General features: G+C 61.8%; 20 protein-coding genes. 10 read left to right on the top strand and 10 right to left on the bottom strand.

Going from position 1 to position 23437, the window contains the following annotated elements; translation table 11 throughout:
- The first annotated feature begins 137 nt into the window (after positions 1 to 137).
- Genes L6D63_RS16800 through L6D63_RS16810 form a run of 3 tightly spaced genes read left to right on the top strand, consistent with a single transcriptional unit; the run spans position 138 to position 5601 of the window.
- Positions 138 to 1382, top strand: coding sequence for an exonuclease SbcCD subunit D C-terminal domain-containing protein (locus tag L6D63_RS16800; protein ID WP_131670260.1), 1245 nt, complete (start codon positions 138 to 140; stop codon positions 1380 to 1382).
- On the top strand, positions 1379 to 5020 hold the full coding sequence (locus L6D63_RS16805) for an AAA family ATPase (RefSeq protein ID WP_131670259.1): 3642 nt from the start codon (positions 1379 to 1381) through the stop codon (positions 5018 to 5020). Before L6D63_RS16800 ends, L6D63_RS16805 begins: the two co-directional genes overlap by 4 nt.
- Entirely contained in the window at positions 5017 to 5601 is a 585-nt protein-coding gene (locus L6D63_RS16810) for a glutathione S-transferase (protein ID WP_131670258.1), read from the top strand. The genes L6D63_RS16805 and L6D63_RS16810 overlap by 4 nt, the downstream gene beginning before the upstream one ends.
- A 160-nt stretch (positions 5602 to 5761) precedes the next feature.
- On the opposite strand, the gene L6D63_RS16815 is transcribed toward L6D63_RS16810, so the two are convergent.
- From L6D63_RS16815 to L6D63_RS16850, 8 genes are all read right to left on the bottom strand, one after another.
- Positions 5762 to 6019, bottom strand: coding sequence for a hypothetical protein (locus L6D63_RS16815; RefSeq protein WP_047598405.1), 258 nt, complete (start codon positions 6017 to 6019; stop codon positions 5762 to 5764).
- A complete protein-coding gene (locus tag L6D63_RS16820; RefSeq protein WP_047293899.1) occupies positions 6016 to 6225 on the bottom strand; it encodes a hypothetical protein in 210 nt (69 codons plus the stop codon). Before L6D63_RS16820 ends, L6D63_RS16815 begins: the two co-directional genes overlap by 4 nt.
- A 261-nt stretch (positions 6226 to 6486) precedes the next feature.
- Positions 6487 to 6666, bottom strand: a complete 180-nt coding sequence (locus tag L6D63_RS16825) for a hypothetical protein (protein ID WP_041062495.1) — start codon at positions 6664 to 6666, stop codon at positions 6487 to 6489.
- 157 nt (positions 6667 to 6823) lie between these two features.
- Positions 6824 to 7999 (bottom strand): lactonase family protein, encoded by a 1176-nt coding sequence (locus L6D63_RS16830; protein ID WP_131670257.1) that lies wholly within the window; start codon positions 7997 to 7999, stop codon positions 6824 to 6826.
- Positions 7999 to 8298 (bottom strand): DUF5629 family protein, encoded by a 300-nt coding sequence (locus L6D63_RS16835; protein ID WP_131670256.1) that lies wholly within the window; start codon positions 8296 to 8298, stop codon positions 7999 to 8001. The genes L6D63_RS16830 and L6D63_RS16835 overlap by 1 nt, the downstream gene beginning before the upstream one ends.
- 154 nt (positions 8299 to 8452) lie before the next feature.
- A complete protein-coding gene (locus tag L6D63_RS16840) occupies positions 8453 to 10033 on the bottom strand; it encodes an aldehyde dehydrogenase (NADP(+)) (protein WP_131670255.1) in 1581 nt (526 codons plus the stop codon).
- Between the two features lie 9 nt (positions 10034 to 10042).
- Positions 10043 to 11035 (bottom strand): AraD1 family protein, encoded by a 993-nt coding sequence (araD1, locus tag L6D63_RS16845; RefSeq protein ID WP_121185031.1) that lies wholly within the window; start codon positions 11033 to 11035, stop codon positions 10043 to 10045.
- Between the two features lie 158 nt (positions 11036 to 11193).
- A complete protein-coding gene (locus L6D63_RS16850; protein ID WP_047293892.1) occupies positions 11194 to 12516 on the bottom strand; it encodes an MFS transporter in 1323 nt (440 codons plus the stop codon).
- 194 nt (positions 12517 to 12710) lie between these two features.
- Here L6D63_RS16850 and L6D63_RS16855 point away from each other — a divergent pair, with 194 nt between their 5' ends.
- Together L6D63_RS16855 and L6D63_RS16860 are read left to right on the top strand one after the other, a co-directional pair.
- On the top strand, positions 12711 to 14447 hold the full coding sequence (locus L6D63_RS16855) for an IlvD/Edd family dehydratase (RefSeq protein WP_095666801.1): 1737 nt from the start codon (positions 12711 to 12713) through the stop codon (positions 14445 to 14447).
- 186 nt (positions 14448 to 14633) lie between these two features.
- Positions 14634 to 15353, top strand: coding sequence for a FadR/GntR family transcriptional regulator (locus tag L6D63_RS16860; RefSeq protein ID WP_131670253.1), 720 nt, complete (start codon positions 14634 to 14636; stop codon positions 15351 to 15353).
- A 178-nt stretch (positions 15354 to 15531) separates the two neighbouring features.
- Here the strand turns inward: L6D63_RS16860 and L6D63_RS16865 are convergent, their stop codons facing one another.
- A complete protein-coding gene (locus tag L6D63_RS16865; RefSeq protein WP_047293887.1) occupies positions 15532 to 17916 on the bottom strand; it encodes an efflux RND transporter permease subunit in 2385 nt (794 codons plus the stop codon).
- Entirely contained in the window at positions 17913 to 18956 is a 1044-nt protein-coding gene (locus L6D63_RS16870) for a WD40/YVTN/BNR-like repeat-containing protein (RefSeq protein WP_047293884.1), read from the bottom strand. The genes L6D63_RS16865 and L6D63_RS16870 overlap by 4 nt, the downstream gene beginning before the upstream one ends.
- Before the next feature lie 448 nt (positions 18957 to 19404).
- On the opposite strand from L6D63_RS16870, the gene L6D63_RS16875 reads away from it, so the two are divergent.
- From L6D63_RS16875 to L6D63_RS16895, 5 genes are all read left to right on the top strand, one after another.
- The gene (locus L6D63_RS16875) at positions 19405 to 19995 is read left to right on the top strand and encodes an amino acid synthesis family protein (protein ID WP_007968626.1); all 591 of its coding nucleotides are present in this window, start codon (positions 19405 to 19407) and stop codon (positions 19993 to 19995) included.
- A gap of 31 nt (positions 19996 to 20026) precedes the next feature.
- Positions 20027 to 20860 (top strand): alpha/beta fold hydrolase, encoded by an 834-nt coding sequence (locus L6D63_RS16880; RefSeq protein ID WP_095666804.1) that lies wholly within the window; start codon positions 20027 to 20029, stop codon positions 20858 to 20860.
- Positions 20857 to 22338: an aldehyde dehydrogenase gene (locus L6D63_RS16885; RefSeq protein WP_121185025.1), complete on the top strand. Its 1482-nt coding sequence runs from the start codon at positions 20857 to 20859 to the stop codon at positions 22336 to 22338. The genes L6D63_RS16880 and L6D63_RS16885 overlap by 4 nt, the downstream gene beginning before the upstream one ends.
- 12 nt (positions 22339 to 22350) lie before the next feature.
- Positions 22351 to 22836 carry a flavin reductase family protein gene (locus L6D63_RS16890; protein WP_041062538.1) on the top strand — a complete coding sequence of 162 codons (486 nt, stop codon included), beginning with the start codon at positions 22351 to 22353 and terminating at the stop codon, positions 22834 to 22836.
- 206 nt (positions 22837 to 23042) lie between these two features.
- Complete coding sequence (locus tag L6D63_RS16895; RefSeq protein WP_047293876.1) at positions 23043 to 23432, top strand: carboxymuconolactone decarboxylase family protein; 390 nt, start codon at positions 23043 to 23045, stop codon at positions 23430 to 23432.
- Positions 23433 to 23437: the final 5 nt, after the last annotated feature.

Below are 23437 nucleotides of genomic sequence, written 5' to 3' on the forward strand. Positions count from 1 at the left end.
CCCCTCGCCACAGAGACCTTCACTTGACTTGGGCACTGCTCGACCACAGCGAGTGCTTTTGCCAGTAAACTCCCTCCTCTTTCGCCGCCCGTCATTTCCCCCCGCGGCCATCACCTCTTTCTGTAGCGGAGTCCACCTTGCGTCTGTTCCACACCTCCGACTGGCACCTTGGGCAAAACCTGCATGGCCAGGAGCGCGATTTCGAGCATGCGTGCTTTCTCGAATGGCTGCTGCGCCAATTGCAACTGGCGCAGCCGGATGTGCTGCTGATTGCCGGGGACATCTTTGACACGGTCAACCCGCCGGTCAAAGCCCAGGAACGCCTCTACGATTTCATCGTCAGTGCCCACGAGCAGCAGCCGTTGCTGACCATCGTGATGATTGCCGGCAACCACGATTCCGGCTCGCGTATCGAGCTGCCGGCGCCGTTGATGCGCCGTTTGCGCACCCATGCACTGGGGCGGGTGTTGTGGCTGGATGACGGTCAGCTCGACGCCGAACGTTTGCTGCTGCCGTTGCCGAACGCTGAAGGCGAGATCGCCGCGTGGTGCCTGGCGCTGCCGTTCCTGCGTCCGGCGGAAGTGACTGGTGCGCATCTGGGCGACGACTATCTGCGCGGTATCGGACAGGTGCATGAATGGCTGATCGAAGCGGCGAATGCCAAGCGCCAGCCGGGTCAGGCGCTGGTTGCCATCAGCCACGCACACATGGCTGGCGGCTCGGTCTCGGAAGACTCCGAGCGCAGCCTGATCATCGGTAACGCCGAGGCGCTGCCCGCCAGCCTGTTCGGGCCGAGCATCAGTTACGTTGCCCTCGGCCATTTGCACAAGCCGCAGAAGGTCAACGGTGAAGAACGCATCCGCTACAGCGGCTCGCCGATTCCGCTGTCGTTTTCAGAGATCGGCTATCAACACCAGATTCTCGACATCACCCTCGACGGCGAAACCCTGGTCAGCGTCGAGCCGAAACTGATCCCGCGCTCGGTCAACCTGCAACGCATCGGCCCGGCGCCGCTGGCAGAGATTCTGCTGCAACTGGCTGACCTGCCGAACATCGATCTGCTCGCTGAAACCCAGCGTCAGCCATGGCTGGAAGTGCGCGTCACCCTCGACGAGCCGCAGCCGGATCTGCGCCATCAGGTGGAAAACGCCTTGCAAGGCAAAGCCGTGCGCCTGGTGCGGATCGCCGCCGAGTACGCCGGCAACCGTGGCGCCGAGGGCAGCGACGACGGCAGCGCGCTGGTCGAGCTGGATCAGCTCACCCCGCAGGAATTGTTCAGCCGTGCCTGGCTCGACAACTACGGCAACGAGGTCGATGAACAGACGCTGAAGGACTTCGCCGAACTGCTGCAGGACGTACAACTGGAGGGCGAGCAGCCATGAAGATTCTCGCCATTCGTTTGAAGAACCTCGCCTCGCTGGCCGGACCGTTCGAGATTGATTTCACCGCCGAACCGCTGGCCAGTGCCGGTCTGTTCGCGATCACCGGGCCGACCGGCGCCGGTAAAAGTACCTTGCTCGACGCCTTGTGCCTGGCACTGTTTGGCGCCGTGCCACGGCTGAACAACACCGGCCGTGACGCCAAGGTGCCGGATGCCGACGGCGAAATCGCCACCGGCGACCCGCGTACCTTGCTGCGCCGTGGTACCGGTGAAGGTTACGCGGAAGTGGATTTTGTCGGCGTCGATGGCCGCCGTTACCGCGCGCGCTGGGAAGCCAACCGTGCCCGGGAAAAGGCCGGCGGCAAGTTGCAGGCCAGCCGCCAGAGCCTGCGCGACATCGATCAGGATCAACTGCTCGCCAGCCAGAAAGGCGAATACAAGACCCAACTCGAAGCCGCGCTGGGCCTGAACTTCGAACAGTTCACCCGCGCCGTGCTGCTGGCCCAGAGTGAGTTCAGCGCGTTCCTCAAGGCCGACGACAACGACCGCAGCGAACTGCTGGAGAAACTCACCGACACCGCGCTCTACACCCGCCTCGGTCGCCGCGCCTTCGACAAGACCAAAGAGGCCCGCGAAGCGCACAAGTTGCTGCAGGATCAGGCCACCGGCGTAACCCCGCTGACGCCCGAGGCGCGGGCCGAGCTGGACGAACGCTTCAACGCCGCCCAGCAACAGCTGAAGTTGCAGCAGGCGCAGCTCAAGCAACTGGAGCAACAACACAGCTGGCTCAAAGATTTGCGCCAGTTGCAGGATGCGCAACAAGCGGCCGCCGAACAACTGCAGAGTGCGCAGCAGCAGTGGGAAGGTCTGGCTGGCGAGCGCCTGAAGCTGACACGCCTGGAGCAACTCGCGCCGCAACGCCACCAGTTCGCGCGCAAGACTGAACTGGATGCGCAACTGACGCCGCTGGCGGCACAGATTGCCGCGCATACCCAGCAACACGGCGAGCTCAACGAGCGCCAGACGCAACTGGAACAGGCGCTCAATGCGGCAAACATCGCCCTGAGCGAAGCGCAGCAGCGGCACAGCGAAAGTGCCCCGCTGCTGCGTCAGGCCTTCGACGAGCAAAGCACCCTTGCCCGCCTCGCCAAGGACACCGCCCTCAGCGCCGAGGCCCGCCAGTCCGCCGAGCAAGCCTGCACGCAAGGCCAGAGCGCGATTCAAGCCTTGCAGGCGAAACAGGCCGAGGTCGCTGAACGCCTGCAGAAAATCGCCGCCGGGCTGGAACAGAGTGCGGGCCTGGCGCCGCTCAGCGATGCATGGAATGCCTACCGCGATCGCCTGCAACAGCTGATGCTGATCGGCAATCGTCTGAACAAGGGGCAGGCCGAACTGGCGTCCCTCGAACAGAACGCTGCGCTTAGCGCCGAGACGCTGGCCGCGCAAAAACAACAACTGGAAGTGCTGTTCAAGGAGGCCGGCGCCGAGCCGAATGCCGTCGCCGAACAGATCGGCATCCTCGGCACGCTGTTGCAGGACAATCGCAAACAACTGCGCGCCATCGAAGACCTGACGCGGCTCTGGGCCAGTCAGCAGGAGCTGGAAAAACGCGGCGCCGAGCTGCAACAGCGTCTGCTCGATGCACAGCAGGAACGTGAACGTCTGACCCAGGACGGGGTGAAAACCAAGGCCGAGCTGACCGTCGCTGAACATACCCTCAACGTCACCCGTGAACTGCTCGAACGCCAGCGACTGGCGCGCAGCGCCAGTGTCGAGGAGCTGCGCGCGCAGTTGCAGGACGACCAGCCGTGCCCGGTCTGCGGCAGCCTCGAGCATCCGTATCATCAGCCGGAAGCGCTGCTGCAAAGCCTTGGCCGTCATGATGAATCCGAGCAGGCCAGCGCGCAGCACGCAGTGGATCAGCTCAAGGAAAAACTCACCGAGTTGCGCGCTGAAGTCGGTGGTGTGATCGCCCGGCAGAAAGAGCTGCTGCAACAGCAGGAACAATTGAGCGCCCAGCTGCTGGCACTGGCGCCGAGCCTGGAGGCGCATCCGCTGGCGCCTCAGTTGCTGAATCAGGACGCCGACAAGCGCGACGCCTGGCTGACCCGGCAGAACGATCAACTGAACCAGAGCATCACTCAGGACGAACAACGCCAGAGCGCCCTGCTCACCCTGCAACAGGACGCGGCGCGCCTGACCCAGCAACTGCGCAACGCCGAAACCGCACATCAGCAAGCGGCACAGCACCTGAGCAATCAACAGCGCGAGCTGAGCAGCGACCGTCAACGTCTCGACGAAGAGCTCACCGCGTTCGCCAGCCTGTTGCCAGCCGACACCCTCGAAGCCCTACGCGTTGAACCGGCGGCAACCTTCATGCAACTGGACCGGCAGATTGCCGAGCGTCTGGCGCAAGTCGAGCAGCAGAAGGAAGAACTGGCCGAACAGCAGCAGCGCCAGCAGACGCTGGAGAAAGAACAGGATCGCCAGCTCAGCCGCGTCCAGCAGCTGCAAAGCGCCGAGCAGCAGTTCAGCGCCCTGGCCGAGCAGCAACAGGCCAGTCAGGCGAAACTGGCGCATCTGCTGGGCGAGCACAGCAGCGCCGAGCACTGGCAGCAGCAGCTGGAACAGGCCGTGGAACAGGCGCGCAACGCCGAAACCAGCACGGCTGCGGAACTACAGAACGTGCGCACGCAACAGGTGCAGGTCAGTACTGAACTCAAGGCGCAGCAGGAACGCTTGCAGGTACTGCAAAGCGAAGACGACGAACTGACGCAGAAGATTGCCGAATGGCGCGCACGCCATCCTGAACTGGATGACGGCGGCCTCGAAGACCTGTTGCGCGTCGATGACACGCAGCTCAGCGAACTGCGCCAGCGCTTGCAGCACAACGAAAAAGCCATCGAACAGGCCAAGGTGCTGCTGCAGGAACGCGATCAGCGCCTGGCCGATCATCAGGCGCAGCACAACGGCAATCTCGATGCCGAACAACTCGCCAGCGCTCTCGCCGAGCTGCAGATCCAGTTCAACCTCAGCGAGCAACAGTGCGCCGAACTGCGTGCCGAGCAGGCTGAAGATCAGCGCCGGCAAAACGCCAATCAGGCATTGGCGCAGCAGATCGCCGACGCCTATGCCGAGTACCAGCGCTGGGCGCGCCTGAACGCGTTGATCGGTTCGGCCACCGGCGACACCTTCCGCAAGATCGCCCAGGCCTACAACCTCGACCTGCTGGTGCATCACGCCAACGTGCAGTTGCGTCAACTGGTCAAACGCTATCGCCTGAAACGCGGCGGCAGCATGCTCGGCCTGCTGGTGCTGGACACCGAGATGGGCGATGAATTGCGCTCGGTGCATTCGCTGTCCGGTGGCGAGACCTTCCTGGTGTCACTGGCCCTCGCACTGGGCCTGGCCTCGATGGCCTCGAGCTCGCTGAAAATCGAATCGCTGTTCATCGACGAAGGCTTTGGCAGCCTCGATCCGGAATCGCTGCAACTGGCCATGGATGCCCTCGACGGCCTGCAGGCGCAGGGGCGCAAGGTCGCGGTGATTTCCCACGTGCAGGAAATGCACGAGCGGATTCCGGTGCAGATTCAGGTGCAGCGCCAGGGCAACGGCTTGAGCACCCTGGAGGTGAAATGAACACGCTGTACTCATTCCGCCGCTGCCCCTACGCGATGCGCGCGCGAATGGCCCTGCGCTATTCGGGGGTAGCGGTGGAGATCGTTGAAGTCAGCCTCAAGGCCAAACCGGCCGCGATGCTCGCGATCTCACCCAAAGGCACGGTGCCGGTGCTGGAGGCCGATGGCCGGGTGATCGACGAGAGTCTGGAGATCATGCGCTGGGCGTTGGCGCAGCATGATCCGGACGATTGGCTGCTCGGCGGTGATTCACGAATTGCCGAATTGATCGAAGCCAATGATCAAGTGTTCAAAGTGCATTTGAACCGCTACAAATACGCCGAGCGCTATCCCGAGCAGCCAATGGAGGTTTATCGGGCCGAAGGGGCGGTGTTTCTGCAGCGGCTGGATGGGTTGCTTGAAGGTCGGGATTATTTGCTGAGTGATCACTTGAGTCTGGCAGATGTGGCGTTGCTGCCGTTCGTTCGACAGTTTGCGCATGTGGATCGCGAGTGGTTCGCGCAGACGCCCTATGTTCGCTTGCAGGCGTGGCTACAGCGCTTCCTCGAATCCAACCTCTTCACCTCCATCATGAAGAAATAACCCCAGGGAATCCCTGTGGCGAGGGGATTTATCCCCGATGGGCGGCGAAGCTGCCCTGAAATCAGACACCTTGGTGTATCAAAATAATCCGGTTTGCCGGGTCTGGGGCCGCTTCGCGACCCATCGGGGATAAATCCCCTCACCACAATGATCGGGTTGTCTAAGCCAGTGCGTTGCACATGCCCAGTGCCATGCAATCCACTTCAAACGGCCCAAGAAAATCGACCTCAGCCTTGATCGGCGGATTACCGGCCAGCAACCCCTGCGAGTTGGCCCGTTCGATATTGTGAGCAATGCTGTGATTGGCCTCTATGGCCCGCGCCAGCGCACCGACCGAGCCTTGACCAAAACCGAGTAACGCCGCGCCATTGGTCATCAATGCCAGACCGGCGATGACCCAGAGTCTGTAGCCTTTCATGCGCCGCTCACTCCTGCGAGTTCAGCACGATCAACCAGCACGTCTGCGCGGTGTTCGAACTGGATGCCGGGGTGTGCGACTTCGATCGGTGCGTCGACGCTGTGTTGGGTTTGCGCGGCGATGCTGACGAACAGCACCAGGGCCAGGTAAAGACCGATGGCCAGGTAGGCGCCGCGCTTGGCTGAGGTGATGATTGAACTGGCCATGATGTGCTCCGTGGGCATGTTTCAGTGCCGTCAGGATCAATCAAAAAAGCCGTGGTAACCACTCAGGGTTTGCCATAGTAAACATCAGCTTGGTTGATTATTTAGGCCTTCTATCTCAGCGTTGGAGAAAACCTATCGAGCGGAGATTTTTTGATCACGCATACGTGCAGGAGCTGCCGAAGGCTGCGATCTTTTGACGTTGAAGATCAAAAGATCGCAGCCTTCGGCAGCTCCTACAGGGAGTGGTGCCAAATCAGACTTTCAGTGTTGGGCTTTGTGATCCAGTGCGGCGTAGAAGTTGGCGCTCTGTTGCAGGTATTTCTGGGTGTAGCTCTGGGTGTGGGATTTTTTGCTGGCGATTTCAACGTTGGCACTGGCTGGCAATGCAACGGTGGCGGAGATGGCGGAAGCGGCGATGACGGAGAAGAGATTGAAGTTCATGGCGGTAACCCTCGTGTTCGGTTGGCTTGCTTTGCCCGGTTGGGCCGTGAAGCAAACTTAACGCTCGAGGGTTGATCGCTTGAAATGCTTTGTAGCATTACCGGATATCAGCGCGATTAATACAAAGAGACAGGCCCCGTAAACCGGGGCCTGTGGCTTATTGTCGCACGATAAACTTCAGGTCACTGGGCGCGTCCATCGGTAGTTTCTGCACGGTTTTGCCGAGCAGACCGGTCTTGGCGTCACGCTCGACGACGACAATTTCGTTGCTCTTCTGGTTGGCGATCAGCAGGAATTTGCCACTTGGATCGAGGCTGAATTCGCGCGGGTGATCGCCCTCCACCGAACGTTTTTGCAGTTCCTTGAGCTGGCCGCTCGCCGGATCGATCGCAAAGACCACCAGTTGGTTGGCGGTACCACGGTTGCTGACGTAGAGGAACTTGCCATCGGCCGACGCATGCAGCGCGGCGGCGGCTTTGTCCGAGGTCGGCTGACCGGCAGCCAGATCGACCAGTTGCGTCTGGGTCAGCACGCCGTCGTGATAGTCGAACACTGCGACCTGTGCGCTCATTTCCATGGTCAGCCAGGCATGCTTGCCGTCCGCGCTGAACAGCAAGTGACGCGGGCCGCTGCCGGCCGGCAGGCTCACCGAAGCAGTTTTCGCCGGGGTCAATGGCAGCTCCGGGTTGGCTTTCGGGTCGAACTGGTAGATGAAGACCTTGTCCGCCCCCAGGTCGTTGGAGAACACGTAGCGGCCATCCGGCGAGGACACCGTCGAGTGCACGTGGTTCGAGGCCTGACGCTCGGGGTTGACCCGGCTCGCCGGGTGCGCGCTCATCTGCACCACCGGTTTGAGTTTGCCATCGGCACCGACCGGCAACACCGCGAGGGTGCCACCCGGATCTTCCATCACCGAATAGTTGCTGACGAACAGATGGCTGGCATCGCCGCTGAGGCTCGAATGGGTCGGCTCGTTGCCCAGGCTCTGCACTTGATTGATCAGCGTCAGGACGTGGGTCTTGGGATCGATCGAATAGCTGCTGACGCGGCCGACCGGGTCTTTCTGGCCGGGACCGTTTTCATTGACCACGAACAGCTGCTTCTGGTCTTTGGACAAGGTCAGCCATGACGGGTTTTCGCTCTTCACCACTTGCAGCGGCTTGGCGGCGATCTGGCCGGTGGCGCTGTCGAAATTCATTCGATAGATGCCCTGGCTGGTGCCGGCGGTGTAGGAGCCGACCAGCAATTGATAGCTCTCGGCGCTGGCACTGGACAGGCCCATCGCACCGACGCTGCCGGCCATCAGCAATGGCCAGAATTTACGCATGTTCATTAATTGTCGTCCTCGTCGTCGCTGCTGCTGACCACATCACCGAGGCAGACCAGACGGTGCTCGCCGGTGGTCTTGGTGTCGCTGGCATAGCCAATGATCAGCCAGCTTTGCAGGTCTTCATCAAACGTTGCTGCTTCAACCTGAGCCGGGGTGAATTCCCAATGCTTGGCCTCTCGGCCGTCGATGCATTCAATGTGCAGGTTGTCGTCTTCGTCGAGGGCGAATTCGAAGGCGTGCAAGCCATCGATTTCGACCATGCCGCAGTGTTCGAGGGCGTTGAGAAGGGTTTGGGCAGTCATGGCAAACAGTCTTTCTAGGGGGAAAGGGCCAATGATAGCTTATAGCGCCTCGATCCCTCTGTAGGAGCTGCCGAAGGCTGCGATCTTTTGATCTTGTTTTTTAAAATCAAAGTCAAAAGATCGCAGCCTTCGGCAGCTCCTACAGAGTGATGGGTCAGAGGGCGTCGCGCGAGGGCTTGCCGTCTACCAGCCGCTGAATGCGCAACGGGTTGGCGTTTTTCAGTGGTTCGGGCAGCAAGAAATCCGGGTAGTTCTGAAAGCATACCGGGCGCAGGAACCGATCGATCGCCAGCGTCCCCACCGAGGTACCGCGCGCATCGGAAGTCGCCGGATACGGCCCGCCATGCACCATCGAATCACACACCTCCACACCCGTTGGATAACCATTGAGCAGAATGCGTCCGACTTTCTGTTCGAGCAGCGGCGTCAGTTCCGGGAAGCGTTCGAAGTCGGCCTGCTCGCCGATCATCGTCGCCGTCAGTTGCCCGTGCAGGCCCGACAGCGCCGCGCTGAGTTCGGCCTTGTCCGCCACTTCGACGATCACCGTGGTCGGGCCGAACACTTCTTCCTGCAGCACTTCATCGCCGTTGATCAACAGGCTGACATCGGCCTTGAACAGTTGTGGCTGCGCCTGATTGCCCTGTTGCGGATTACCCGCCAGATGCTCGATGCCGGAATGCGCCAGCAACCTTTGCAGACCCTTGCCGTAGCTGCCGAGGGTGCCGGCGTTGAGCATGGTTTGCGCCGGTTGGTCGCCAATCAGCCCGGCGACTTGCTGGACGAAGGCGCTGAACTGTGGCGAGCGAATACCAATGACCAAACCCGGGTTGGTACAGAACTGACCGCAGCCCTGCACCACGGAGGCGGTCAGGTCACGGGCGATGGCTTGCGAGCGCTCAGCCAAGGCTTGCGGCAGAACGATCACCGGGTTGATGCTCGACATTTCGGCGAACACCGGGATCGGTTGCGGCCGTGCCGCGGCCATGTCGCACAGTGCGCGGCCGCCCTTCAGCGAACCGGTGAAACCAACCGCCTGAATCGCCGGATGCTTGACCAGCCATTCGCCAACGCCAGCGCCGTAAATCATATTGAACACGCCTGCCGGCATCGCGGTTTTTTCCGCCGCGCGAACCAGAGCCTCGGCCACACATTCAGCGGTTGCCATATGACCTGAATGCGCCTTGAACACCACCGGGCAACCAGCGGCCAGCGCGGCAGCGGTATCGCCGCCCGCAGTGGAAAACGCCAACGGAAAGTTGCTCGCACCGAACACTGCCACCGGGCCGAGGCCGATGCGGTACTGGCGCAGATCCGGACGCGGTAACGGCTGGCGTTCCGGCAGCGGCAGATCAATTCGCGCGCCGTAGAAATCACCGCGCCGCAGGACTTTGGCAAACAGGCGCATCTGCCCGCTGGTGCGCCCGCGCTCGCCCTGAATGCGTCCGGCGGGCAGCGCGGTTTCACGGCAGACCAGCGCGACGAAATCATCATCCAGCGCATCCAGTTCGTCGGCAATCGCGTCGAGAAATTGCGCGCGGCGTTCGGCGCTGAGGCTGCGATAGGCCGGGTACGCTGCGGCGGCGGCTTTGGCGGCGGCATCGACTTCGGCTTCAGTCGCTTGAATGAATGCGTACGGCAGCTGTTCGCCGGTGGTTGCGTCGACGCTGTGCAGTGTCACGTCGCCCGCTGCGCTGCGCTGTCCGCCAATGAAGTTGTGTCCAGGAATCTGCGTCATGGGAGCTCCTTAAAGGGTGCCGATGCTGTCCGGTTGAAAGGCCGCTGCTGCCGGCGCGATGCCGTTGACCAGCGGTGCGCCGAATTCGGCCTGGCTGATTTCAAACTGGTCGCCGGGTTGGGTGCGAACGCCATCGGCGAACGACAGGGTCGCAGTGCCGAAGAAGTGAATGTGCACGTCGCCCGGGCGCAGGAACTGGCGGTATTTGAAATGGTGGTATTCAAGGTTGGCGAGGCTGTGGCACATGTTGGCTTCGCCACTGAGAAATTCGTTCTGCCACAGCACTTCGCCGTTACGCAGGATGCGACTGCTGCCGGCCAGATGTTGCGGCAGTTCGCCGGTACGCAGTTCCGGGCCGTAGCTGCAACTGCGCAGTTTCGAGTGGGCCAGGTACAGGTAATTCTTGCGCTCCATGACGTGATCGGAGAACTCGTTACCCACGGCGAAACCGAGGCGATAGGGTTTGCCGTCGTGGCCGATGACGTAGAGCCCGGCCATCTCCGGTTCCTCGCCGGCGTCTTCGGCGAACGGCGGCAACGGGAAGGCTTCGCCCGGACGCACGACGATGCTGCCGTCGCCCTTGTAGAACCATTCCGGCTGCACGCCCGCCTGCCCCGCCGCTGGTTTGCCGCCCTCCACGCCCCATTTGAAGATGCGCATGGTGTCGGTCATTTGTGCTTCGTCGCCGGCCTGCTGGTGCATCTTGTCCCGCGCCGAGGCGCTGCCCAGGTGTGTCAGACCGGTACCGCTCACCAGCAGGTGCGCCGGGTCCGGATGATCCAGCGGCGGCAGGATGCGCCGGTCTTTGAGCAACTGCGCATAGTCATGACCGATGCCCAGGCCGTGGGTTTGTACTTGCTGCTCCAGAGTGCCGCCGGCTTCGATGGCGGCCAGCGCGAGATCGCGTACGCTACGGGCGTCCTGCACTTCGCGGATCAGCCCGTTGTCGACCACGCCGACGCGGCGCTCGCCGTTGATCAATTCGAATTGAACCAGATGCATAAATTTCTCCTGTAAACAAAACGTCGAAACACTGCAAAACCCTGTGGGAGCTGGCTTGCCAGCGATAGCAATCTGTCAGATACCGCTATGTTGGATGTGCCGCCGCCATCGCTGGCAAGCCAGCTCCCACAGGGTTTGCGGTGATGGTTCGTTTGATATCAGGTTCGGGTGGCACCGCGTGCGCTGGCGGCGAATTGCTCGGCTGGCAGGACGTGTTTGCGCTCAAGCACGCGGTAAACCACGCCGGTCAAAATCAAACCGAACACCATCACTGCGCTGAGGAAATACAACCCCGAACCCAGATTCCCGGTGTATTCCTTCAATGCGCCAATCACGAACGGCCCGATGTAACCACCGAGGTTGCCCACCGAGTTGATCAGGGCGATCCCCGCTGCCGCACTCGCACCGGCAAAGAACCGCCCCGGCAAGGTCCAGAACACCGCCGTGCAGGAAAACAGCGCGAACGCCACCAGACACAGCGCCGCCAGTTGTGCCACCGGCAGGGTGAGCCAGGCGCTGAAAAACAGGCCCAGTGCACCCAGCACATAGAGCACCGCCAGGTGGCCGTAGCGATCGTTCATGCGGTCGGAGCTGCGTGGCACGATCAGCAGACCGACGATGCCGAAGATGTAGGGCACCGACGAGACGAAACCGGTCACCAGATCGCTGCCGCCAAACTGTTTGATCAGCGTCGGCAGCCACAGGCCAAGGCCATAAATGCTCAGGGTCACCGGCAGGTAAAACAGCGCCAGCAGCAACACCCGTTTGTCCTTGAGTGCATGCAGCGGGTTGCCGTGACGGGTCTGGCCGTATTCCTGCAAATCCTTTTTCAGCTCGCCGGTCAGCCAGTCTTTCTCGGCCTGATCCATCCACTTCACGTTTTGTGGGCCATCAGGCAGCCAGCGCAGGACCGGCCAGGTCAGCAGGATCGCCGGGGTGCCGATGACGATGAACAGCCACTGCCAGCCGTGCAGCCCAAGGATGCCGTCCATACCGAGCAAACCACCGGACACCGGGCCGGTGATCATCATCGCAATCGGTTGGGAGAGGATGAACAGGCCGAGAATCTTGCCGCGATGGCGTACCGGGAACCATTGGGTGATGTAGTACAGAACGCCGGGGAAGAACCCCGCCTCCGCCGCGCCGAGCAGAAAGCGCATGACGTAGAAACTGTGCGGGCCCTGGACGAACGCCATGCCGATGGTGATCGCGCCCCAGGTGATCATGATCCGCGCGAACCAGCGCCGCGCGCCGAAGCGTTCGAGCATCAGGTTGCTGGGGATTTCGAGAAGAAAGTAGCCGATGAAAAACAGCCCGGCGCCCAGCCCATAGGCCGCATCACCGATGCCGATGTCAGCGCCCATGTGCAGCTTGGCAAAGCCGACGGCGGAGCGATCCACATAGGCGATCAGGTACAGCAGGATCAGGAAGGGAATCAGTTTCAGCGTGATGCGGCGGATAAGCCGCAGTTCCTGGCTCATGGGATCGGTCTCCGATTGTTGTTTTTATAGAACCTCGGGGGACGCCTCTCGCGAAAAATCGCCAGGGCCGATCCCTCCGTCGAAAACGACTATATAGTAATACTAATTACGCAACAACACTTCCAAAGCGACGATTTTGCGCTTATGTTTAGCCATGACTCGCAAACAATAGTCTTACAATAAGAGAATCGATCATGTCTGAGAACAAACCCACCCTGCGCTCCGCCCAATGGTTTGGCACGGCCGACAAGAACGGCTTCATGTACCGCAGCTGGATGAAGAATCAGGGCATCGCCGACCACCAGTTCCACGGCAAGCCGATCATCGGCATCTGCAATACCTGGTCGGAACTGACCCCGTGCAACGCGCATTTCCGCCAGATTGCCGAGCACGTCAAACGCGGCGTGATCGAGGCCGGTGGCTTTCCGGTGGAATTCCCGGTGTTCTCCAATGGCGAGTCGAACCTGCGCCCCACCGCCATGCTCACCCGCAACCTGGCGAGCATGGATGTCGAAGAAGCGATTCGCGGCAACCCGATTGACGGCGTGGTGCTACTGACCGGCTGCGACAAGACCACCCCGGCGCTGCTGATGGGCGCGGCCAGTTGCGACGTGCCGGCGATCGTCGTCACTGGCGGACCGATGCTCAACGGCAAGCACAAGGGCAAGGACATCGGTTCCGGCACGGTGGTGTGGCAGCTCAGCGAGCAGGTCAAGGCCGGCACCATCACCCTCGACGATTTCCTCGCGGCCGAGGGCGGCATGTCGCGCTCGGCGGGTACCTGCAACACCATGGGCACCGCGTCGACCATGGCCTGCATGGCCGAAGCGCTGGGCACCTCGTTGCCGCACAACGCGGCGATTCCGGCAGTGGATGCGCGGCGTTATGTGCTGGCGCACATGTCCGGCATGCGCGCGGTGGAGATGGTGCGCGAAGATTTGCGCCTGTCGAAGATCCTGACCAAGGAAGCGTTTGAAAACGCCATTCGGGTCAACGCGGCGATCGGCGGTTCGACCAACGCGGTGATCCACCTGAAAGCCATCGCCGGGCGCATCGGCGTCGAGCTGGATCTGGACGACTGGACGCGTATCGGGCGCGGCATGCCGACCATCGTCGACCTGCAACCGTCCGGGCGCTTCCTGATGGAAGAGTTTTACTACGCCGGAGGCTTGCCGGCGGTGCTACGGCGTCTCGGTGAGGCCAATCTGATCCCCAATCCGAACGCGCTGACCGTGAATGGCAAGACGCTGGGCGAGAACACCAAAGACGCGCCGATCTATGGCGAAGACGAAGTGATCCGCACCCTCGACAATCCGATCCGCGCGGACGGCGGTATCTGCGTATTGCGCGGGAATCTGGCACCGCTGGGAGCGGTACTCAAGCCATCCGCCGCGACCCCGGAATTGATGCAGCATCGGGGGCGCGCGGTGGTGTTCGAGAACTTCGACATGTACAAGGCGCGGATCAATGACCCGGAGCTGGATGTCGATAAAGACTCGATTCTGGTGATGAAAAACTGCGGGCCGAAGGGTTATCCCGGCATGGCCGAGGTGGGCAACATGGGCTTGCCGGCCAAGCTGCTGGCCCAAGGCGTGACCGACATGGTACGCATCTCGGATGCGCGGATGAGCGGCACCGCATACGGCACCGTGGTTTTGCACGTTGCCCCGGAAGCGGCGGCTGGCGGGCCGTTGGCGGTGGTGCAGGAAGGCGACTGGATCGAGCTCGATTGCGCCAGCGGGCGTTTGCATCTGGACATTCCGGATGCCGAACTGGCAGCGCGCATGGCGGATCTGCAGCCGCCGCAGCAGCTACTGGTCGGCGGCTATCGTCAGCTGTACATCGATCATGTGTTGCAGGCGGATCAGGGTTGCGATTTCGACTTCCTGGTCGGCTGCCGTGGAGCGGAAGTCCCGCGCCATTCCCACTAACACCGTCGCCCCTGTGGGAGCTGGCTTGCCAGCGATTACGGTCTGCCAGCTGACATTCATGTTGACTGACACCCCGCCATCGCTGGCAAGCCAGCTCCCACTTTTGCTTTGTGTATCCACCTCAAGATTGTCTGGTGCCTGCTATGATGCGCGGCATCTCCATCGCTCAGGATCGCGCCGTTCCCCATGGATTACCGCAAACCTTCCGACCGTAAAAGCATGCACTCGCGCATTGTCCAGGAACTGGGCATGCAGATCGTCTCCGGACGCTTTTTGCCCGACGACAAACTGCCCGCCGAAGCGCTGTTGTGCGAGGAATACGCGGTCAGCCGCCCGGTGTTGCGCGAAGCCACGCGGGTGCTGGTGGCCAAGGGGCTGGTGTATTCAAAACCGCGCGTCGGCACGGTGGTCAAGGCGCGCCGCGAATGGCACATGCTCGACCCGGACGTGCTGCACTGGCTGATGCAAAGCAGCCCGCAGAATGAATTCTTCAATGTGCTGACCAGCGTGCGCAGCATCATTGAACCGGCCGCTGCCGCCCTCGCCGCCCAGCACGCGACCGAGGCCGACATCGCCGCCATTGGCGAGGCCTATCAGCGCATGGAAGCCGCGCCGACCCCGGAGGCCTTGCTGCAACCGGACCTGGACTTCCATAGCCGGATTGCCGACGCGACCCATAACGATCTGCTGGCGAACCTGTGCAATATGCTCTCGGTGGCGATTGCCGAGGCGTTGAAACATTCCAACCAGCGGCCGAATCTGCATGAACTGGCGTTGCCACGGCACAAGGCGATTCTTACCGCGATCCAGAACCGTGATGCCCTTGGCGCGCGCCATGCGACGCTGGTGCAGCTGGATGATGCGCGCAGTGCGTTGAGTGCTGTGCTCGGTACCGAGCTCTCTTGACCAACACAAATCCTGTGGGAGCTGGCTTGCCAGCGATGACGGCTTAACATTCAACATTGATGTTGGCTGATAGTCCGCTATCGCTGGCAAGCCAGCTCCCACAGGGTTTTGTATGGATCCTAAAATGGAAAAAAGCCGCAACCCTCGGGTTGCGGCTTTGTCGTTTCAGGCGCCCGGATCAGTGGGCAAACAGCGAATTGCCCTTCTGCCCCGCCAGTTTCTCCGGCTTGATCAGGAACTTGGCCAGCGCTGGCAACAGCCACAGCGCACCGAACATGTTCCACAGCAACATGAAGGTCAGCATCAGGCCCATGTCGGCCTGGAACTTGATTGCCGAGAAGATCCAGGTGCATACGCCGATGGCCAGGCACAGGCCGGTGAACAGCACCGCTTTACCGGTGGATTTCAGGGTCTGGTAATAGGCTTCCTGCAATGGCAGACCGGCGCGCAGGAAACTCTCCAGACGGCTGTAGATGTAGATGCCGTAGTCCACGCCAATCCCCACGCCCAGCGCCACCACCGGCAGGGTCGCGACCTTGACGCCGATGCCCATGAACGCCATCAGCGCGTTGCCCAGCACCGAGGTCAGCACCAGCGGCAGGACGATGCACAGGGTCGCCGCCCACGAGCGGAAGGTGATCATGCACATCACTGCGACGCAGATGTACACCAGAATCAGGATGGTCAGCTCGGCCTGTTTGATCACCTCGTTGGTGGCTGCCTCGATCCCGGCGTTACCGGCGGCGAGGATGAATTCCAGACCGTCCTTGTTGTTGGCCTTGGCAAATTCCTGCACCGCATGCACCGCGCGGTCGAGGGTCTCGGCCTTGTGGTCGTTGAGGAAGATCAACACCGGCGCCAGCGAACAGCTGTTGTTGTACAGGCCGTCGGCGCGGGCAATCGAGTTGTTCAGCACGTCCGGGTTGCGCGACAGGGTTTCCCATTTCAGGTTGCCCTCGTTCATGCCCTTGATCATCTGTTTGGACACGGTCACCAGCGAGATCGCCGACTGCACGCCCTCGGTGTTCTGCATCTTCCACATCAGCTCGTCGATCGGCGCCATCGCTTCGTAGCGCGAGCAGCCCTCGGTGGCGGTCTTGACCATCACCACCAGTACGTCGGAACTGGTGGAATAGTTGTTGATGATGAAGTTGTTGTCCTTGTTGTAGCGCGAGTCCGGACGCAGCTCCGGCGCGCCCTGGTCGAGGTCGCCGATCTTCAGGTTCTGGCTGTACCAGAGGCCGCCACCGAAGGCGAGCAGCGCCAGGGCAATCGAGACCGGGGCGACTTTCGGGCTGGCGAAGTTCGACAACAGGCGCCAGAACGGGTGTTCGCGGTTCGCGTCCTTCTTGCTCTTGGCGATGGCGCGCTTGCTGATGCCGACATAGGAAATCGCCACCGGCAGCAGGATCAGGTTGGTGAACACGATCACCGCCACGCCGATGGACGCGCCGATCGCCAGTTCGCGGATCACCCCGATGTCGATGATCAGCAGGGTGATGAAGCCCACGGCGTCAGCGAGAATCGCGATCATCCCCGGCAGGAACAGTTGCCGGAAGGTGCGCCGCGCCGCAGTCAGGGCGTTGTCCGCTTCACTCGATTGCAGGGCGATGCCGTTGATCTTCTGCACGCCGTGGGAAATGCCGATGGCGAAAATCAGGAACGGCACCAGCATCGAATACGGATCCAGCCCGAAACCGAAGAAGTGCATCAGCCCCAGTTGCCAGACCACCGCCACCAGCGTGGTGCTCAACACCGCAATGGTGCTGCGCAGGCAGTTGGTGAACCACAGCAGCAGAATCAGGGTGATGACGAACGCGATGCCGAAGAACATCACCACCATCACCAGGCCGTCGATCAGGTCTCCGACCTTCTTGGCGAAGCCGACGATGTGGATCTTGACGTTGGGGTTCTGCGCTTCGAACTTGTTGCGGATCTTGTCTTCAAGCTCATGGGAGAACTGGCGGTAGTCCAGCGCCAGCAGCTTGCCCTGATCCTGCGGGTCCGGGTAGGACTCCAGCAGCGGGATGTCGACGATGCTCGATTTGAAGTCGTTGGACACCAGGCGCCCGACCTGCCCTGACTTGAGCACGTTGTTGCGCAGCATGTCGAGGCTGTCCGGCGAGCCGTCGTAGCTCTGCGGAATCACTTCACCGCCGGCGAACCCCTCTTCGGTCACTTCGGTCCAGCGTACGCTCGGGCTCCACAGCGATTTGAGGCCGGAACGGTCGACGCCGGAGATGTAGAACACCTCGTCGTTGATCTGGCGCAGGGTCTCCATGTATTCCTTGGAGAAGATGTCGCCGTCTTTGGCTTCCACCGAAATCCGAACGGTATTGCCCAGGTTCGCCAGATCGTTGCGGTGCTCCATCATCTTCTCGATGAACGGATGCTTGAGCGGGATCATTTTTTCGAAACTGGTGGAGGGGCGAATCAGCGTGGCCTGCCAGAACAGGAAGATACTGACCACCAGACAGATCAGGATCACGGCCGGGCGGTTGTTGAAAATCAGACGCTCGAGGAACGTCGCCTTGTCCTGATGATGAGTGCTCAAGGAAGTCATAGCCCCGCCTTCTTATTATTGATTTCGGCGCCGTTGGGCTGCGTGGTGTGCACGCCGCCCTGCCCGGTCAGAATCAGATTGCCGTCGCCGGCCGCTGTCACCGAGGACAGCGAAATGCGGTCCGGGCGGTTGAACACGCTGAAGGTTTCGCCGTTGTCGCTGCTGCTGATCACCGAGCCGCCGTTGCCGACGATCACGATCGAGCCATCCGCGAGCAGCGTGGCGCCGGACAGGCCGAACTCCAGCGCACCACGCGCGGCTTTGAGTTCGACCTGCTGCCAGGTGCTGCCGAAATCGCTGGAACGATAGAGGTTGCCGCGCAGGCCGTAGGCCAACAAGGTCTGCGCCTGGGCGGTGCCGATCACGCCGAACAGCGAGCCTTGATATGGGCCCTGGAGTTTTTCCCAGGTCTGGCCCCAGTCCGGGGAGCGGAACATGCTGCCCTGCTCGCCGACGATGAACAGCCCGGCGTCCTTGACCGCCGCGATGGCGTTGAGGTGGAACTGGTCCTGATTGTCGAGGCGGTCGCTGACGTCCTGCCAGTTCTTGCCGCCATCGGTGGTTTCCAGCAATGCGCCGTAGGCACCGACCGCGACGCCGTGGTTGACGTCCTGGAACCAGACGTCGAGCAGCGGTGCTTCGCGCTTGAGGTCTTCGAATTGTTTGCTCCAGGTCAGGCCGCCGTCGGCGCTGGCGAGGATCTGCGCGTCGTGGCCGACCGCCCAGCCGTGCTTGTCGTCGACGAAGTACACCGCCGTCAGCAATTGCCGGGTCGGCACTTTGGCCTGGGTCCAGGTCTTGCCCTGGTCGTCGGAAAAGAGAATGTGCCCGCGGTCACCCACCGCCACCAACCGGGTGCCGGCGTGGACAACATCGAGTATCAGGCTTTTGGCGGCTTTGGCCGATTCGGTGGAGTACACCCCGTCGGCGGGCGCTTCGGCAGCCAGAACGGGTGCCGACAAGGCAGCACAGCCCAGCAGTGTGAGTGCTGTGGCCAGCAACGCGGTGTTGCGTAACGCCGGCGGGCGGCAACGACTCATAGACCTTCCCCTATTTATTATTGTTAGGCCATTGGGCCTTAGGGCGCCGCAAGGGTGCTCGTGGTGACTGATGGGTCACAAGCATAGCCGTGAAACCCGCAGTCCAGAGCGCCTTGGGAAGCTGGCTCATCCTATCGGGCTTTGGAAACGTCTGACAATCGGCGCCACGTTATCTTTTGTTAACCAAATGACCCCGACACAACCCCCTGTAGGAGCTGCGGCACGCTGCGATCTTTTGATCCGGGTTTTTAAAAACAAGATCAAAAGATCGCAGCGTGCCGCAGCTCCTACATCGATATCGCGTCGTGCTGGATTGATGAGGACGGCAGGCGAATACACCGCCATTCGCCGGATCGATGCGGCAAATCTTGCGTGGGGGACTTGCACGATCGGTATTATGGTATACCATCAGACGCACAGACACTTTCAATCCCCAACGGAGCAGCTCATGAGTTTCGAAATTCGCAAGATCGTCAGCTATGTCGAAGAAACCTTCATCGAAGGCGGCAAGGCCACGGACAAGCCAGTGACCATGGTTGGCTTGGCTGTGGTGATGAAGAACCCGTGGGTCGGCAACGGCTTCGTCGAAGATCTGAAACCGCAAATCCGCGCCAACTGCTCCGACCTCGGCGCCATGATGGTCGAGCGTCTGGTGGGCATCATCGGTGGCGCCGAGAAAATCGAGGCTTACGGCAAAGCGGCAGTGGTCGGCGCTGACGGCGAAATCGAACACGCCTCGGCCGTGATCCACACCCTGCGCTTCGGCAACCACTACCGCGAAGCGGTCAAGGCCAAGAGCTACCTGAGCTTCACCAACAAGCGCGGCGGCCCGGGCACGTCGATCCAGATCCCGATGATGCACAAGGACGACGAAGGTCTGCGCTCGCACTACATCACCCTGGAAATGCAGATCGAGGACGCGCCGCGTGCCGACGAAATCGTCGTGGTGCTCGGTTGCGCCGACGGTGGTCGCCTGCACCCGCGCATCGGCAACCGCTACATCGATCTGGAAGAACTGGCCGCCGAAAAAGCCCAGTAATCACAATAAAAAGGCATTGCAGGAGCGCTCCATGATTCGGCTCACCGCTGAACTCACCCCGGCTGGCACCAGTTACCTGGCGACCGGCCAAGGCCAGCCCGTGGTCTTGATCCACGGCGTGGGCCTGAACAAAGAAATGTGGGGCGGCCAGATCGTTGGCCTGTCTGCCCAATACCAGGTGATCGCCTACGACATGCTCGGCCACGGCGCCAGCCCGCGCCCGGCCAGCGGCACCGGCCTGCTCGGTTATGCCGATCAGTTGCTGGAGCTGCTCGATCACCTGAATCTGCCCCAGGCAGCGGTGATCGGTTTCTCCATGGGCGGTTTGGTGGCGCGGGCGTTTGCCCTGCATTACCCCGAGCGTCTGCAAAGCCTGGTGGTGCTCAACAGCGTGTTCAACCGCAGCGAAGAACAGCGCGCCGGGGTCATCGCCCGCACCGCGCAGGCCGCCGAACACGGGCCGGACGCCAATGCCGAAGCGGCGCTGTCGCGCTGGTTCAGCCGCGAATATCAGGCGGCGAACCCGGCGCAGATCGCGGCCATTCGTCAGACCCTGGCCGGCAACGACCCGCAGGGCTACCTGACCACCTACGAATTGTTCGCCACTCAGGACATGTACCGCGCCGACGACCTCGGCAGCATCCAGGCACCGACGCTGATCGCCACCGGCGAACTTGACCCCGGTTCCACCCCGGAAATGGCCGAGCAACTGGCCCGGCGCATCCCCGGTGCGAAGGTTGCGGTACTGCCCGAGCAACGGCATATGATGCCGGTAGAGTCGCCGCGCCTGGTCAACCAGACGCTGCTGCAATTTCTCGACTACGCACACGCCCGACAAAACCCTATAAAGGGGATCGTTGCATGACACTCCAACGCTTCCAGATGTGCATCGGCGGAGAATGGGTCGACGCCCTCTCCGGCAAGACTTTCGAAAGCCTCAACCCGGCCAGCGCGCAAGCCTGGGCCGAACTGCCTGACGCCGATGAAGCCGATGTCGAACGCGCCGTGCAAGCGGCGCAGACTGCCTTCGACAGCCCGGCCTGGCGCGGCCTCACCGCCACCGCCCGCGGCAAACTGCTGCGGCGTCTCGGCGACCTGATCGCGGAAAACAAGGAACAACTGGCGCAGCTGGAAAGCCGCGACAACGGCAAACTGATCCGCGAAACCCGTGGTCAGGTCGGTTATCTGCCGGAGTTCTTCCACTACACCGCAGGCCTGGCCGACAAGCTCGAAGGCGGCACCCTGCCGCTGGACAAGCCCGACCTGTTTGCCTACACCGTGCACGAAGCGATGGGCGTGGTCGCCGCGATCATTCCCTGGAACAGCCCGCTGTACCTGACCGCGATCAAACTGGCGCCGGCCCTCGCCGCCGGTAACACGATTGTGATCAAGCCGTCCGAACATGCTTCGGCGACCATCCTTGAGCTGGCGCGTCTGGCTCTCGAAGCCGGGATTCCACCGGGCGTGGTCAACGTTGTCACCGGTTACGGCCCGAGCACCGGCGCCGCCCTCACCCGCCATCCGCTGATCCGCAAGATCGCCTTCACCGGCGGCGCGGCCACGGCCCGGCACGTGGTGCGCAGCAGCGCCGAGAACTTCGCCAAACTGTCGCTGGAACTCGGCGGCAAATCGCCAAACATCATCTTCGCCGACGCCGACCTGGACAGCGCGATCAACGGTGCCATCGCCGGGATCTACGCGGCTTCGGGCCAGAGCTGCGTGTCCGGTTCGCGCCTGCTGGTGCAGGACGAAATCTACGACGAGTTCGTCAACCGTCTGGTCGAACGCGCCCGTCGCATCCGCATCGGCAACCCGCAGGACGACCACAGCGAAATGGGCCCGATGGCCACCGCGCAGCAATTGGCGGTGGTCGAAGGTCTGGTGGCTGACGCCCTTGCTGAAGGCGCGCGGTTGCGCACCGGCGGCAAGCGACCGGCCGACCTCGGTGACGGCTGGTTCTACGAGCCGACGCTGTTCGAGTGCGACCGCAACTCGATGAAGATCATGCAGGAAGAAGTCTTCGGCCCGGTGGCATCGGTGATTCGCTTCAAAGATGAAGCCGAGGCGCTGACAATCGCCAACGACTCGCAGTTCGGCCTCGCCGCCGGCATCTGGACCCGCGACCTGGGCCGCGCCCATCGTCTGGCCCGGGACGTGCGCTCAGGGATCATCTGGGTCAACACCTACCGCGCGGTATCGGCGATGGCGCCTATTGGCGGCTTCAAGAACAGTGGCTATGGACGCGAAAGCGGCATCGATTCGGTGCTGGCCTACACCGAACTGAAAACGGTGTGGATCAACCTCTCTCAGGCCCCGATGCCTGACCCGTTTGTGATGCGCTAGGAGTCCTGCGACATGATCGAACCCGGCATTTACAAAGACGTCATGAGCTCGTTTCCGTCCGGGGTCACGGTGGTCACCACCCTCGACCCGGACGGCGCCATCGTCGGCATCACTGCCAGCGCCTTCAGCGCGCTGTCGATTGACCCGGCGCTGGTGCTGTTCTGCCCCAACTACGCCTCCGACACCTACCCGGTGCTGCGCGACAGCCAGAAATTCGCGATCCATTTGCTGTCCGCCGAGCAGACCGCCGAGGCCTACGCCTTCGCCGGCAAAGGCAAGGACAAAGCCAAAGGCATCGAGTGGCACTTGAGCGAACTGGGTAACCCGATCCTCGCCAAGGCCACGGCGATCATCGAGTGCGAGTTGTGGCGTGAATACGACGGTGGTGATCACGCGATCATTGTCGGCGCGGTGAAGAACCTGATCCTGCCCGAGCAACCGGTGACGCCGATGATTTATCACAAGGGCAAGCTCGGGCCGTTGCCGACCCTGGCCTGATGGATACATAGATCCCACTGTGGAACTGCCCATTGTGGTGAGGGGATTTATCCCCGACCGGCTGCGAAGCAGTCGTAAGATCCTTGCACGCGGTGTGTCTGGCAATTCGCAGTTGCAGGTTTGGGGGCGCTTCGCGCCCCGTCGGGGATAAATCCCCTCACCACAGGTTTCATTCCAAAAGGGGGTCTCTGTTGTGAGGAGGCATGATGAGCAACGAAAAGTACAAAAAAGGCCTGAAGATCCGCACCCAGGTGCTGGGCGAAGCCTACGTGCAACGCTCGATCGAGAACGCCGACGACTTCACCCGCCCGCTGCAGGAAATGGTCACCGAATACTGCTGGGGCCATGTCTGGGGCCGTGAGGGTTTGTCGCTCAAGGAGCGCAGCATGATCAACCTGGCGATGATCTCGGCGCTCAACCGTCCGCACGAACTCAAGCTGCATGTGCGCGGCGCCTTGCGTAACGGCCTGAGTCGTGAGCAAATACGCGAAATTCTGCTTCAGGTCGGTATTTATTGCGGCGTCCCGGCAGCCGTGGACAGTTTCCGGCTCGCCCGTGAAGCCTTCGCCGAAGCCGACGCCGAGGCCTCCAGTTAACCCCT

Origin of the sequence: Pseudomonas parakoreensis (assembly GCF_021602155.1) — a bacterium.
In the GTDB taxonomy this organism is placed as follows: domain Bacteria; phylum Pseudomonadota; class Gammaproteobacteria; order Pseudomonadales; family Pseudomonadaceae; genus Aquipseudomonas; species Aquipseudomonas parakoreensis.